This is a genomic window from Eisenbergiella sp. OF01-20 (assembly GCF_003478085.1).
In the GTDB taxonomy this organism is placed as follows: domain Bacteria; phylum Bacillota; class Clostridia; order Lachnospirales; family Lachnospiraceae; genus Eisenbergiella.
In genome coordinates this window covers 159791-173875 of sequence record NZ_QUES01000008.1, presented here as the reverse complement: position 1 = coordinate 173875, position 14085 = coordinate 159791, and the positions used below count along the sequence as shown (strand labels likewise).

11 protein-coding genes are annotated in these 14085 nt (G+C 50.1%); 7 read left to right on the top strand and 4 right to left on the bottom strand.

Annotated elements, in window-relative coordinates; translation table 11 throughout:
- The first annotated feature begins 138 nt into the window (after positions 1-138).
- The gene (locus tag DXA36_RS12405) at positions 139-1905 is read left to right on the top strand and encodes a cache domain-containing sensor histidine kinase (protein WP_118679594.1); all 1767 of its coding nucleotides are present in this window, start codon (positions 139-141) and stop codon (positions 1903-1905) included.
- A 12-nt stretch (positions 1906-1917) separates the two neighbouring features.
- Complete coding sequence (locus DXA36_RS12400) at positions 1918-3429, top strand: response regulator transcription factor (protein ID WP_118679592.1); 1512 nt, start codon at positions 1918-1920, stop codon at positions 3427-3429.
- A 6-nt stretch (positions 3430-3435) separates the two neighbouring features.
- Here DXA36_RS12400 and DXA36_RS12395 read toward each other — a convergent pair whose 3' ends face one another.
- The 3 genes from DXA36_RS12395 to DXA36_RS12385 all read right to left on the bottom strand — a co-directional run bounded on the left by DXA36_RS12395 (position 3436) and on the right by DXA36_RS12385 (position 6730).
- On the bottom strand, positions 3436-4287 hold the full coding sequence (locus tag DXA36_RS12395; protein ID WP_118679590.1) for a hypothetical protein: 852 nt from the start codon (positions 4285-4287) through the stop codon (positions 3436-3438).
- 102 nt (positions 4288-4389) lie between these two features.
- On the bottom strand, positions 4390-5514 hold the full coding sequence (locus DXA36_RS12390) for a uroporphyrinogen decarboxylase family protein (RefSeq protein ID WP_118679588.1): 1125 nt from the start codon (positions 5512-5514) through the stop codon (positions 4390-4392).
- A gap of 46 nt (positions 5515-5560) precedes the next feature.
- Complete coding sequence (locus DXA36_RS12385; protein ID WP_118679650.1) at positions 5561-6730, bottom strand: uroporphyrinogen decarboxylase family protein; 1170 nt, start codon at positions 6728-6730, stop codon at positions 5561-5563.
- A gap of 76 nt (positions 6731-6806) precedes the next feature.
- Here DXA36_RS12385 and DXA36_RS12380 point away from each other — a divergent pair, with 76 nt between their 5' ends.
- Entirely contained in the window at positions 6807-7790 is a 984-nt protein-coding gene (locus tag DXA36_RS12380; protein WP_118679586.1) for an AraC family transcriptional regulator, read from the top strand.
- Here the strand turns inward: DXA36_RS12380 and DXA36_RS12375 are convergent.
- The gene (locus DXA36_RS12375; protein ID WP_118679584.1) at positions 7763-8860 is read right to left on the bottom strand and encodes a glycerol dehydrogenase; all 1098 of its coding nucleotides are present in this window, start codon (positions 8858-8860) and stop codon (positions 7763-7765) included. The two genes, DXA36_RS12380 and DXA36_RS12375, sit on opposite strands and share 28 nt — an antisense overlap.
- A 206-nt stretch (positions 8861-9066) precedes the next feature.
- On the opposite strand from DXA36_RS12375, the gene DXA36_RS12370 reads away from it, so the two are divergent.
- From DXA36_RS12370 to DXA36_RS12355, 4 genes are all read left to right on the top strand, one after another.
- Entirely contained in the window at positions 9067-10041 is a 975-nt protein-coding gene (locus DXA36_RS12370; protein WP_118679582.1) for a LacI family DNA-binding transcriptional regulator, read from the top strand.
- A 249-nt stretch (positions 10042-10290) separates the two neighbouring features.
- Positions 10291-11226 carry an ABC transporter permease gene (locus DXA36_RS12365; protein WP_118679580.1) on the top strand — a complete coding sequence of 312 codons (936 nt, stop codon included), beginning with the start codon at positions 10291-10293 and terminating at the stop codon, positions 11224-11226.
- A gap of 18 nt (positions 11227-11244) precedes the next feature.
- Positions 11245-12177 (top strand): carbohydrate ABC transporter permease, encoded by a 933-nt coding sequence (locus tag DXA36_RS12360; protein ID WP_118679578.1) that lies wholly within the window; start codon positions 11245-11247, stop codon positions 12175-12177.
- Positions 12178-12239: 62 nt separating this feature from the next.
- The gene (locus DXA36_RS12355; protein WP_118679576.1) at positions 12240-14054 is read left to right on the top strand and encodes an extracellular solute-binding protein; all 1815 of its coding nucleotides are present in this window, start codon (positions 12240-12242) and stop codon (positions 14052-14054) included.
- Positions 14055-14085 lie beyond the last annotated feature (31 nt).

Below are 14085 nucleotides of genomic sequence, written 5' to 3'. Positions count from 1 at the left end.
AACAAAATTCCCCTATGTGCCCTTCTATTCCTACGGTATAATATAGTCAGCCGTTATCGTCCACGGGTTCCCGGGTCCTTAACGTGGGAACCCGTGGACAACACAGCAAACCTGAATACCGTAAAAGGGGCGTATCTTATGAAGGCTATTGTAAAGCTCTGGAAGCATTACCTGTATGACACCAAACTTGTACATAAGTTTCTGTCTCTCCTGATTGTATTGCTTATTGTGGAGATCATTGTATCCAATTTTTATATAAGAAATAATGCCGCCGACCTGCTGACCAAAGAGGTGCGCACTACCTCCAAACAGTTTGTGGAACAGTATGTGGACAACATCGGCTATAAACTGGCTAAATTCAGTACCCTGCTGAACAGCTTAAGCAGCAATGAAACGATCAAAAAGGTTTTCTCCAAAACGGCTCCGGCCCGCTCCGATTATCAGACCGTGGATGCACAAGTCCGGCAGATACTGAACAACCAGTTTCCCTACGGATTGTATGATCTCACCTTTTATCCCCTTACCGGCACTGCGGCGGAAAGCAGTATTTTTATCAAATCGCCGGACGAGGAAACGGGCAATTGGAAAACACAGCTGGAAAACCGCTATTTCGACCATTATTTCATGCATACGGAGGGTTCCTATAATACGGAGCTGCTTTCCATCCTGAAGCCGGTCTATTCCCCGGACGGCTCCCGGATGACCTGCGTGATCAAACTCAGCCTTTTCCCGGAAAAGGTTTTTAAGGCCATGAAGGGCGTGGACGGAGAACACTCCCACCAGCTTTTTATCATCGATAACCGGGGGAACTATATTTACGGCCAGAATTTCACGGGAATGGATGAATACCTCCGCTTTTTCCAGGAAAAATACGGCATTATTTATAACGGCTATCCGGTGGAAGATTATGCGGGCAAAGAAGGGATGTACCTCACCAGCTCCAATTCCGCCTCCGGCTTCCGGGCGGTTTACTATTTTGCCTATGCCAGCTCCCTGGAAAGCATTGATAATCTGAACCGTACCCTCACCATAGGCATACTCATACTATTATTTATAACACTTTCGGCGGGCTTCTCCCTTTCCATAAGCGTAAACAAACGCTTTTCCATTGTACTGGACAAGATCCGGGAGGTCAGCCAGGGAAACCTGAAAATCACCTCCTCCCGCCTTGGGAACGATGAAATCGGCATTTTCGACACCTCTTTCACCAGGATGGTGGGACAGGTAAACCAGCTTATTGACAAAAATTACGTCATGGAAATGAAAAAAAAGGACGCAGAATTCATGGCTCTCCAGGCTCAGATCAATCCCCATTTCCTCTTTAATTCCCTGGAGATCATCAACTCCCTCATCGAAGTGGAGAAATACGATACTGCCTGTGAGGTAAACGCCCGTCTCTCCGCTCTGCTGCGCTACAGTATCAACCATAATTCCTCCGGCATCGTCACCCTTTCCGAGGAAATCAACTACATGAACAACTACGTTTATATCCAGAATATACGGTTCGGCAGCAAATTCACCTTCCATACCGAAATTGATGAAAGCTGCCTGGACAGCCACATTATCAAGCTGGTTTTCCAGCCCTTTATAGAAAACAGCATCAAACACGGATTTAACGGAATTCCTTCCGGCGGCAGGATCCTTTTCTGTGTGAATGCAAGAGAAGAAAATATCCTTATTTCCATTACCGATAACGGAAAGGGCATGGAAGCCTCCGAATTTGCCAAACTTTCCGCCCGGCTGGAAAAAGACGATTTCGATGATTTCCAGGATCAGAATGAAAGCATCGGTATCCTCAACATCCATTACCGGCTGAAATTAAAATTCGGTACCGCCTACCGCCTGACCATCACCACAAAGGAGGGGGAGGGCATGCGTACCGAACTCATCATTCCCAAGATATAAGAGGTGGCATTTATGAGATTATTGATTGCAGACGACGAATCCCTGATACGGGAAGCCATAATGGCCCGCCTGAAAAAAGGGAATTACCAATTCGAAGAAATCTATCAGGCCGGAGACGGCCTGGAAGCATGGGCTATCGCCAAAAGCGAACGCCCCGAAATCATCATAACCGATGTCCGCATGGACGGCATGTCCGGCCTGAGCCTGATCCAAAGCTGCCAGACCGCGGGAATTACCGCCTCCATCATTGTGATCAGCGGCTACGCGGAATTTGAATATGTACAGAATGCCATGTACCATGGAGCCTGCTGCTATCTCCTGAAACCCATCACCCAGGAGACTCTTTTTGACGCCCTGAATAAAGCCATTGAAAAACACGCGGCCCTCACTAAGTTAAATCGGGTACAGGAACAAAATACGCTGCTTCTCTTAAACCAGCTCCTGCAGAAGGTGCGGGACAATTCCCTGAATTCTTCCGAATACTCCCAGCTTCTTTCTCTTCTGGGCGCGGACGAAAACTGGGAATACATCGTGGGATCCGCCCATGTGAGCCGCTACGATCAGAACCGCTATTTCAGCATCGAAAACGTATACAGCACGCTGGACGACAGCCTTTCTCCCAGACTTCCCTCCGCGTTCCGGCTTGTCCCCGGTGCCAATACCTCCGACCGCATCCTCCTTTTTTCCGGCCCCGCCCTGACCGCACAGGAAAAACAGCTTTATGATATCCTGGACTCCCAGATCATGAAGCTGAATGTCCTCGGCGCCGTGGTGACCCTAGGCCTCAGCCCCATATCCCCTTCCATAGCCCCCGAGCTGTTCGGCCAAAGCGAGCAGGCCCTGAAACGCCGCTTTCTCACCGGCAACGGCAAGGTATACCATGGGGACAGCGGCCCTGCGGACACCGGCCAGCTCCCAAGCAACCTGGACTGGAAAAACCTGGAGAACGAACTGCGCTGCAAAAGCCCCGAAGATACTGCGGAAAAGCTCTGTTCCCTGACAGACAGCTTCTACCCCCTGGTACACAATTTTGAATACCTGATCCAGTATATCTACGAATTACTGATCCGCCTTAACTACACTCCCGCCAAAAAGAACTGGGATCATTTTACCGACAACAAATTCTGGGCCTCCCACGAAAACAGGGACGAAATTCTCTCCCTCATAAAAGAAGAAATCACCCTGACCTGCCGCACCAGGCCCGCGGAAGGGAACCAGTCCGTCACCGAGCAGGCAAAAGATTTCCTCCGGGAGCACTACCGCGAGCCCATATCCATGGAAATGCTGGCCGAATACTTCCATCTGAATCCCAGGTACTTTTCCACCGTCTTTAAGAAAAGAGAAGGGATTTCCCCCATCGATTACCTCACCCAGGTACGCATGGAAGCCGCCAAAAGCACCCTGAAAAACACCGATATCCCGGCCTCTGAAATCGCCTCCCTCGTGGGATATGAAGACCCCAGGTATTTTTACAAGGTTTTTAAAAAGTATACCGGCCTGACTCCCACGGAATACCGCACCTGACCTCTGTCATCCTCCAAAAGCATCCTGCTTTGCATTCGGGCTGCTCCTCTTCTCCAGGTTCACCCTCCTGCGTCCCAGGGCCGCCAGGGAAATCTCGATATCTTCCCTGGCTTCCAGTTCGTTAAAGCACCCTACCGTCACCATATCGCAGTCCCGGATGGTGGCCCAGGAAAAATTCAGCCCCACGAAGGGAGTACAGCGGCCTGCCGCCATGGATTTGATCGTCATGACCGGCTTTTTCGCATCATGTATGATCTGGTTTACCGTTTCGATCTCCACCTGCATCATGAATCCCATACAATTGTAAATCTGGATATAGGTCTGCACATCATATTCATTCCAATCGCTGTAAACCACCAGCTCCGGCATATGCGCCGACAGGCCGGGAATCATGCCGGCCTCCCGGATCATGGAGGTATAGTCCCCCAGCCGTTCAATGGTACGTTTTCCCTTATTCACCAGCTGTTCCGCACTGGAGTGATGGATCAGACAGATTTCGGCGCCCAGCTCTTTCCCTTTCCGGATGACCTCCTGCGCTTCTTTTCTGGCCTGAGGGCTGTCGTCCACATTGATAATGGGGGTATCGATCCGGATAAATTTTTTTCCCGTTTTTTCCGACGCTTCTTCCACTGCCCTGCAGATGACCGGAAGCTGGGAAAAGGGTGCCATTATGGTATCCACACCCGCCTCCTGAAAGGTTTCCAGTATGGGGATTACGGATTCCGGACGGGCATGGGCCTTCTTGATCATGTTATCCGCAGACGGGCTTGTGTGGCTCCACCCCGCCAGCCAGTTGGTTCCTATAATCATCCTGGATAACGACAATCCTTCCACCTGTGTTCTCGGCATTTGTTCCATCGCTTACTCCCTTCTGTGCGCCTCGGCGCGCACACAAATCAGGATGCCCGGTACCGTCCGGCGTAAATACGCCGGACGGCATTCCTGTACCAGGGTCCTGTATCAGCGGACTATTTTCTGCATCTGTTCACAATAATACTGAACCAGTTCGAATTTGGCATCCGGCGCTATCCGGTGATCCGGACAGGGGATGTAGCCTCCCAGATCCATGAGAGGCTTCAGACGTTCAATCTCCTTATCCACCGCCTCCCGATCCCTGGCAAATATGGTCTTGTTCATACCTCCCACACCGCGCAGCTGCTTTCCGTATTTCTCCCTCCAGGGGGCGATAGAAGCATTCCAGGTTCCCACCTCGATGGGAAACATGGTATTTACCCCGTTCTCAAGCCAGATAGGGATGAGGGAATCTATCATGCCGTCACAGTCCACCGACACAATTTCTATTCCATAGGAGCTGGTGAGATCCGTTATCTTCTTATACCAGGGGCCTACGAATTCCCGGAATACAGCGGGCGAAATCAAGGGGCCGTTTTTAAAACAGATATCTTCCCAGAAATGGGCATAATCAAACTTCACCCCGCTTTCCAGCACGAGTTTTGCACATTCATATCCCAAACCGCACAACGTATCCACAATTTCCCCATATAAATCCTCGTCATCCACATACAGATAAGAAAGCTGTTCCACACCCAGCATATTCCTCATATTTCCCATAAAGGATCCCAGATGCAGGCCCAGCGGTATTTCCCTGTCCGTTTCCTGCTTCAGCGCTTCCAGCTTCCTGTGGTCGATCCGGTCCGGGCTCATCGTAAGCTTGGGCAGATAAAGCTCCTCCCAGGCCTTTCTGTCCGTCAGGGATGTCCCTATTTCCGCCGGTATGGACACCGTCCCCGGTTTCACCTTGCATATCAGGCCCTGCCCGTCACGGATAATCCGGCTGCCGTCCGGGAATTCCTCCAGTATTTTCTCCTCAAAGGAAGGAAACAGAAGGACTTCCGAAGAAAAGCAGGAATTCCAGTTATAATCAAAGCCCAGCTTTTTCATAATGGACTTATCCCCCCCGGAATTATCACCGGAATCAATATAGTCCCGGGCCTCCTCCCTGCTGATATACCCCTCCTGTGCCCATTTCAATACGGTTTCCGCCCAATATCCAAAGGACACCACGGGTATCCGCGTATAGTCCTGATAGGTCAATACCGCCATGGTATTTTCACGGTTATTCATTGTCACACCCTCCTGTCCGCTGTTACGGACATTTCTCGTATATTTTTCAGATATCCTTACCGGCCTCCTCCATAACCTCTCTCAGCCGTTTACTATAATACCGGTAATTTTCAAAGGAGGAATCCGGCGTAGCCTGATGATCACAGCCCGGCACATAGCCGCCGCTGCGGATCACGGGAAGGATCCGTTCAAATTCCCGGTCAATGGCCTCTTTTCCCGCCTCTATGGTGAGCTTGTTAAAGCCGCCGATAAATTTAAGCCGGGGATACTGCTGCCTGACCTTGACAATATCCATTCCCGCATTTACATCCATGGGAAGAAAACCATCCACGCCTGCTTCCAGGAAATTGGGGATCAGCCGGTTAAAGTCACCGTCCGTATCCACAAAAATGTTCTTAACCCCTTTTTTCTTCAGAAAGGGGAAAAGCTGTTTATAATAATCTCCGACAAATTCGTCAAAAATCTCCGGGGAAATCATAGGTCCGTTACAGCCGCTGAGATCCTCCTCCAGAAGCAATACCTCCGGCTGTATTATATCGAAAACCTTATCCAGGTACCTTTTATAGGTATCCACCGCAAACTGGTTCATATCATGCAGAACCTCGGGCATATCATAAAAAGCATACATCTGCTCTTCTATGCCCATCAGCATCCTGGAAAGCCAGAAAAATCCTGTCAGCCGGAACCGTATGGAATAGTCCCCTGCTTTATGGCCCGGTACGTATTTGCTGTAAACCCCGCGGATATTCTCATCGGTACAGTACAGGGCAAGATGCTCCTTAATCCGTTCCTTCAGTGCATTCCAGTCCTCCTCCCCCGTCACAGGCGCCTTTATTTCTTCCACCAGGCTGCTGTTCCTGTGGTACTTCCGTACCCAGCCGTCCGTATCCAGCCGGACCACATATGTATCCGTCTCCTCCATCACCGTTTCGTCAAAACAAGAAAAAGGAATCCGGAACGCCATCCGTTTTACGCCGTCAAAACCCAGGTACTGCTCATATTCGTATACCGGATCGGTCATCTGGTCACTCAGGTATCTTTGCGTATAGCCATCCGCCGGAGGATACAGCCGGGAGGGAAGGTATTCCTCCGGCAATCCCTCTTTACACCACCTGTTCACGGTTTTGTCCCATGGGAAAAAGGTCTCCAGCACCGATCCCCCTTCCTCTCTTTTTTCAAAGCCTAAAGTCATTATTATCCGTTCTGAATGATTCATATTCACCCCGCCTTTTGCAGTCTTTTTGCCATTGTAGCACAGCTGCTGCCGCATAGCTTGTAAAGGCCGGTGTTATATGTGTAAAATACGGACTTTTTTACTTGTGCTCCCCTCTCCGTCCGCTTATAATAAAGATATGAAAACACAGGAATATTTAATACACAGCAATTTCATCACCACACAGACAAACCTCCCGCTTTTCACGGAAGAATACCGTTATCCGTGCCATCCCAGGGAAGCCGCCCACTCCCATGAGTTTCTGGAAATCGGAATTATCTTATCCGGCCAGGTCATTCATCATACGGCGCAGGAAAGCAGAACGCTCACCGAGGGGTGTGTATATTGTATACCCATAGGGCAGACCCATTCCCTGGAATCAGACAGGGAATTCACCATCCGCAACCTCTATCTTCTCCCAAAGATCCTGCTCACCGAAGCCTCCGGGGAAAATGCCCCTGTGCAGCTCCAGGATTTTCTTTTGTACTATACGGAATACCGGAAAAAACAGATGACCCATAATATCCTTTCCCCGGATCTGCTTTCTTCCGTAAAGATGCTCTTGAAATCCTATGACGATACGCCCCTTGCCCCCGCGCTGCTGGAACCGTTCCGGTATCACTGCCTTTTTAATATCCTTCTGCTTCTTTGCGACAGCTTTTACAGCACCCACGGGATCCATTTCGCCAGGAAAGATGCCCGTATTTATCAGATACTGGGGCTGATAAGGGATAATCTGTCCCTTCCCACCGGCAGCCTGCTTGCGCTGATAGCCGGAGAGCTTTCCCTGAACCCCCAGTATATAAACCGTCTTACAAAAAAGGAGCTGCACACGAACCTTTCCACCTTAATATTGGATACCAAGATCGAGAAAAGCTGTGAGCTGCTCCTGAAAGAATATACCATAACAGAAGTCGCCAATGCCCTGTCCTTCTATGATCACGCCCATTTTTACAAGGCTTTCCAGAAGAAGCTGGGGATAACGCCGTCCCAGTACCAGCAGAAACGCAGCTGTTCGGCGCCCCTTCCTGTTACTTATATTCCCTTAAAATACTTTCCGTAAGCGTCCGCCGCCAAAATCGCAGCGCATACCTTTTCCGGCGTCACCTCAAAAGGCATATTGTGAAGGGTATCGTTTTCTGCGCAGGCCGCCACCGCCACCGCCATGATCTTTTCCTTCGTCACTTCTTCCACTCCCAGTTCCTTCAAGGTTACGGGAAGCCCCACATCGATACAGAAACCGATGATATCCTCCAGCTCGTCCGCCGGCATATTCTCCAGCACCAGCTGCGCGATGGTTCCGAACGCCACCTTTTCCCCGTGATACATAGAATGGCATTCTTCCAGTACGGTAAACCCGTTATGGATCGCATGTGCTCCGGCCAGTCCGCCGCTTTCAAACCCGATTCCGGAAAGCAGGGTATTGGCTTCTATGATCTTTTCCACCGCCGGCGTACATGCTCCCGCTTCCAGTGCCAGCTTCGCTTTCACTCCTTCTTCCATCAGTGTGTCAAAGCACAGTTCAGCCAGGGCGTGGGCCGCCAGGGTCCCGTGTCCGCCCGCACAGGTCAGGCCGTCCTTCGCCAGTACGGCGCGGGCTTCAAAGTAGGTGGCCAGAGCGTCGCCCATACCTGACACAGTAAGTCTTACCGGGGATTTGGAAATCACTTCCGTATCCATAAGAACCATATCCGGATTGGAAGGAAGGAACAGATATTCTTCAAATACGCCGTTTTCCGTGTAAATAACGGACAGGGCGCTGCAGGGGGCATCCGTTGATGCAATGGTGGGACAGATCACCACCGGCGTATGCCTGTAGTATGCCGCCGCTTTAGCCGTATCCAGGATTTTGCCGCCGCCGATACCGATGACCAGATCGCAGCCTTCCTTTTCCATCACCGCAGTCAGGCGGTTAATTTCGCTCTTACAGCATTCCCCGTTAAAATAATCAAATACGGTGCTGCACCCGGTCTTTGCAAAGCCAGCCTCCACGCTGCCGCCTATTCTCTTATAGCCCGACCGGCTGATCAGAACCAGCGCTTTTTTTCCGTAGCCTTCCGCATATTTGCCCAGCTTGGACAGTTCTCCCGCCCCCTGTACATACCTGCCGGGGCTGTTCAGAATATTTGCCATTACTATGTGCCTCCTGTCTATCTTTTGATAAGCCGATTATCTTCGTGTTACAAGGCCATTGTATAATTGCGGTATGACGATGTCAAGCCGGATTCTCCACGGGGATAGCTTTGACAATCGGGAATTATATGCTATCATAAAAAGATGGAACAATATGAAACAGCTATCCTTATACTTGCACAAGTTTAACGGGGGAATTGCAGCATATGTCTAGCATTAGAGATGTGGCCAAAAAGGCGGGGGTCGGCATAGGGACCGTATCCAGGACTTTGAATGGGAGCGGTTATGTGTCCGAAGAGACGAAAAAAAGGATTTATTCAATTATGGAGGAGATGGATTATAATCCGGGAAGTACCACCCGGGTTTCCTCCGGCAGGAAAACAGGGCTGGTTGGGGTAATCGTACCCAGCCTGGAGCATCCGTTCTTTGCCAGGATGATGCGGTGTATTGAATTCGAGCTGTCCAGACATGATTATAAATGCATTGTCTGCAATACGATAGATATCATGAACCGGCAGATTGAATTCATGGAAATGCTGGAAAAAAAGGCAGTGGACGGGCTGATCGCCTGTGTGGATCCCATTCCGGGCTTCGCCGGACGGAATGGGAAAGCGATTGTGAGCATGGATCGGTACTGGTCGGCTGATGTTCCGCTGATCCGCTCCGATCACGAACAGGGAGGCCGCACGGCGGCGGAAGTGTTCCTCCGAGGCGGATGCCGGAAAATCATACAGTTCTACGGCGGTTTCGACAAACACAAAAGCGCCAATATCCGCCATGAGGTTATGGAACAGGTCCTGCGGGAACACGGCTGCGAGGTGATATCCGTAAATATGGAATGGGATGCCATGAGCTATGCCTATAACAAAAATATCATTCTCAAATACTGGGATGTGATCAAAGATATGGACGGATGTATGACAAATGATATAGGTGCCTTGAGCTGCCTGGCTGTGGCGCACAAAATGGGGCTGAAGATCCCGGAGGAATTCCGGATCATCGGCTATGACGGAACGGAAATCACGAATCTGACATATCCGGAGCTGTCCGTTGTGGAACAGGATTGTCCCGCACTGGCGAGGGAATGTGTGGAAGCCGTTCTCCGGCTGATTGATAAAAAAGAACCCGGCAGCCTGCTCCGGATTGTTCCTGTTCATTTGCGTGAACGTGGAACAACTTGACCGTTCCATATGAGCAAGCATAAAAACAAGCCGCTTTGACAAAATAGCAAAGCGGCTATTTTTATGCTTATTTTTATGTTTTCATGAGTTTTGTTCGTTGTTTTAACTAGTTTAATCGATTCATTTTTGTTACTATTAGACGAATCGACGGAAGTATATCAAATTTCAATTGACATTATCGGCAATAGTGATATTATTTATAAATGGAACAGTTCCATACGAATTGGTTAGGTTATAGGAGGATAAGCGATGAACGTGGTAAACAACCGTGAACGATTGAAAACCAATGCCAAGAGAACATTGAAAGCCTGGCAGCTGTATGTACTTCTCATACCCGCGCTGCTCTGGGCAGTTATTTTTGCCTATTATCCCATGTACGGTGTAGTCATTGCCTTTAAGGACTACAAAATCAGGGCCGGCATCCTGGGCAGCCCCTGGGCGGACCCTCTGCTTACATACTTCCAGCAGTTTTTCAGCACAAGCATTGCGCTGAACGCCATCAAAAACACCATTGTAATCAGCCTGGAAAGCCTTGTAATCGCATTCCCCATCCCTATTATTTTTGCACTGCTTCTGAACCAGATCCGGGGCGACAGGGTCAAAAAAACCATCCAGACTATCAGCTATGCCCCCTACTTCATGTCAAATGTTGTTGTTGTCAGCATTATATCCGTCTTTTTCGCAGCAAACGGCGTGGTAAACAATCTGGTAACAAGCGCAGGCGGAAAGGAAACCCTGTTCACCTCCCTGCCCGAATGGTTCCGGACTCTTTTCATCGGGTCCAACATCTGGCAGACAATGGGGTTCAATGCCGTTATTTTCATCGCGGCTTTGACCGCCATCAGCCCGGATTACTATGAAGCAGCCACCATAGACGGCGCTTCCCGGTTCCAGAGAATCCTGTATATTGATATTCCCATGATCCTTCCCACCATCATCCTGATGCTCATCCTGCAAATCGGGAATATCATGAACGTGGGATATGAAAAGGCGTATCTGATGCAAAACGGATCTAACACCATCGTGAGCGAGCTGATTTCCACCTATGTGTACAAGGTCGGGCTGCAGACGGCGCAGTACAGCTTCGCAACGGCAGTGGGACTGTTTAATTCCGTGGTTAACTTCATCATACTAGTCACCGCAAATTTCGTAGCTAAAAAAGTGAGCGATATCAGTATTTTCTAACGAATGGGAGGAATCAGGATGATTGGGCAGAAAACAAAGAACGCGGCAAAGGCCGCAGACCATAAAACAAAAATGAAACTATCCGTTGGCGACAGGATTTTTAACATGGTAAATGCGGTTATCATGATCATTATCTGTCTTGTTATTGTATATCCCATTTACTACGTGGTCATCGCCTCCATAACGGATCCGGTCATAGTCAATTCCGGCAGGCCGTTGTTCTATCCCGTAAAGCTTTACCTGAACGGGTATAAAACCACCTTGAGCTATACCCCTCTCTGGACGGCATACGGAAACACCATTTCCTATACCGTTGTGGGGACGGTTGTCTCCCTGTTTGCCACAATTCCGGCAGGATATGCTCTTTCCAGGAAGGATCTTCCCGGCCGGCGGGGGCTGATATTCCTCTTTACCTTCACCATGTTTTTCAGCGGCGGAATCATCCCCTTGTACCTCACCATCCGGAATCTGGGCATTTACAATTCCATATGGGCTATGGTACTGCCTGTAGCCGTTTCCGCGTATAACCTCATCGTCTGCCGCTCCTTCTTCGAAGCCGGCGTCCCTGATGAACTGCTGGAAGCGTCAAAGGTTGACGGCTGCTCGGATTTCACCTTCTTCTTTAAAATTGCCATCCCGCTCTCTTCCACCATCATCGCCGTCATGTGCCTTTTCTACGCCACCGCGATGTGGAACCAGTTTTTCAATGCGCTGATGTATCTGCAGGATGACAATAAGATGCCTCTGCAGGTGGTGCTGCGTAATCTGGTCCTGATGAACCAGGCCAATCAGATGGGTTCTTCGGGGGACGCCATGGTCACCAAACAGAAACTGGCCGAACAGCTGAAATATTGTATCGTCGTAGTATCCGCAGCGCCTTTGCTTGTGGTATACCCTTTTATCCAGAAGTACTTTGCAAAGGGTGTCACAATCGGGGCGGTTAAAGGATAAATAGTTACGGTTCACTCGGTGAGCAGCAACTATAAATATTCCAAAATCAAGGAGGAACATACATGAAAAAGAAAATCGTCACATTAATGCTTTCCCTGACAATGGCTGCCGGCCTGCTCTCGGGCTGCACAAGCAGTTCCACATCCGGTAATGCCTCAGACACCGGCGCCGCCGTCCAGACCGCTGAAAACATGGAAGAAGCGGTGGCAGCGGCATCCTCGGCAGAGGACAGCGGCCTGACGGCAGAGGAGCAGGAAGCCGTAGATGCCGGCTTAATCAATCTGGACGGCACGCTCCCCATCATCACCGATCCGGAAGCCTTCGAAGCAAAGTACGGTAAAATTTCCGCCCTGATCGTTAACTCCGCCGACCGGGTTGTACCGGTAGAGGATCTGGAAATGTGCAAGGTATGGTTTGAGGATACCGGCATCGAATTTGAATGGCAGGCCATCCCTTCCGAAGGCGCGCAGGAAAAAATCAATCTGATGCTCGCTTCCGGGGAAGAGCTGCCTGATGTATTCTGGAGTTTCGGCGACGGCAAATCCGGAAATATCGTCGTACAGTACGCGGATCAGGATATTTTTATGCCTACTGAAGGGCTTATCAACGAATACATGCCCAACCTGAAAAAAATCCTGGATGACAGCGAAAACTACTGGTCGGAAATCACCGCACCCGACGGCCATACCTACGGCTTCCCTTATATCGAAGAAATGTACGGCCTTGTCCTGACGGGCGGCCCTCTCCTGATCAATAAGACCTGGCTGGATGAGGTTGGCAGGGAAGTTCCCACAACGGTTGATGAATGGGTTGACTGCCTGAAGGCCTTCCGCGACGGCGGCGATTTAAACGGCAACGGCGCGGATGATGAGATTCCCATGGCTACCTGGTTCGGCGCTACCGATACCTTTGGTTCCTATAACATGTTCTACCGGTTTACCGGCGCCTTCGGCTGTGCCGACTCCTACTGCGGCGGCAACGCCTATGCCGATCACCTCAGACTGGTTGACGGAAAGGTTACCTTTACCGCACAGGACGAAGCCTTCCGCAAAACCGCTGCATTCTTTAACATGCTTTATGACGAAGGCTTAATCTGGAACGGATCCTTTGAAGCGGATGAAAGCGCATCCTATAAATCCAGCTTAATCAAAGAGGATGTAGCCAGAATCGGCTGCTTCGGCACCTGGACCGATCAGGAAATCACAAACCTGGATGTACATGATGAATATGTTGCCATTCCCCGTCTGCAGGGGGAAGCGGGAATGACCGGGTTCGAAAATAACTATTCCGAGCTTCAGGATTCCTCCAATACGGCAATAACCACCACCTGCAAATTCCCTCATGTCGTTGCCAAATTCGTGGATTATATGGTAGGCGATCCCGCCATCTCCATCCAGTCCAACTGGGGCGCCGAAGGCTACAATTACGTAAAGGACGAAAACGGCATTTTAAGAACCCCTCTGGACGAGCAGGGCAGATATCAGCCCCAGACCGAATATACCACCTTTGGGGAAGCCCGTGTGAACTCCACGACCACCCGCGGTTCCATGATCGTGCTGAATGAATATTATGAAACCGTTGCAGGCTATGCTTATGACGCCGTACAGCTTCTGGAAAACCAGAAAACAAACGGAAAAGATGAAATCATGGAGGAATACGATACCATCCCCCGCGTTATGATGACCACCACCGAACTGTCAAGGCTCGCCCAGATACAGCCCACCATTTCCGATATCGTTGACAGATATATCAACCAGTGGGTGACCGGCGGCGTCACCGACGACAACTGGAACGCTTACCTGGGTGAACTGCAGTCCGCAGGTGTGGAAGAGCTGGTATCCATCTACCAGTCCGCAGTTGACAGAAGCCGCAAATAAGCGGCATGACTATGATCGGAGAAAAGGAGAG

Bases quoted from the DNA above. Each gene is read 5' to 3' on its own strand.
- DXA36_RS12405 (WP_118679594.1), top strand. From the start codon at position 139: ATGAAGGCTATTGTAAAGCTCTGGAAGCATTACCTGTATGACACCAAA.
- DXA36_RS12400 (WP_118679592.1), top strand. From the start codon at position 1,918: ATGAGATTATTGATTGCAGACGACGAATCCCTGATACGGGAAGCCATA.
- DXA36_RS12395 (WP_118679590.1), bottom strand. From the start codon at position 4,287: ATGGAACAAATGCCGAGAACACAGGTGGAAGGATTGTCGTTATCCAGG.
- DXA36_RS12390 (WP_118679588.1), bottom strand. From the start codon at position 5,514: ATGAATAACCGTGAAAATACCATGGCGGTATTGACCTATCAGGACTAT.
- DXA36_RS12385 (WP_118679650.1), bottom strand. From the start codon at position 6,730: ATGAATCATTCAGAACGGATAATAATGACTTTAGGCTTTGAAAAAAGA.
- DXA36_RS12380 (WP_118679586.1), top strand. From the start codon at position 6,807: ATGTGTAAAATACGGACTTTTTTACTTGTGCTCCCCTCTCCGTCCGCT.
- DXA36_RS12375 (WP_118679584.1), bottom strand. From the start codon at position 8,860: ATGGCAAATATTCTGAACAGCCCCGGCAGGTATGTACAGGGGGCGGGA.
- DXA36_RS12370 (WP_118679582.1), top strand. From the start codon at position 9,067: ATGTCTAGCATTAGAGATGTGGCCAAAAAGGCGGGGGTCGGCATAGGG.
- DXA36_RS12365 (WP_118679580.1), top strand. From the start codon at position 10,291: ATGAACGTGGTAAACAACCGTGAACGATTGAAAACCAATGCCAAGAGA.
- DXA36_RS12360 (WP_118679578.1), top strand. From the start codon at position 11,245: ATGATTGGGCAGAAAACAAAGAACGCGGCAAAGGCCGCAGACCATAAA.
- DXA36_RS12355 (WP_118679576.1), top strand. From the start codon at position 12,240: ATGAAAAAGAAAATCGTCACATTAATGCTTTCCCTGACAATGGCTGCC.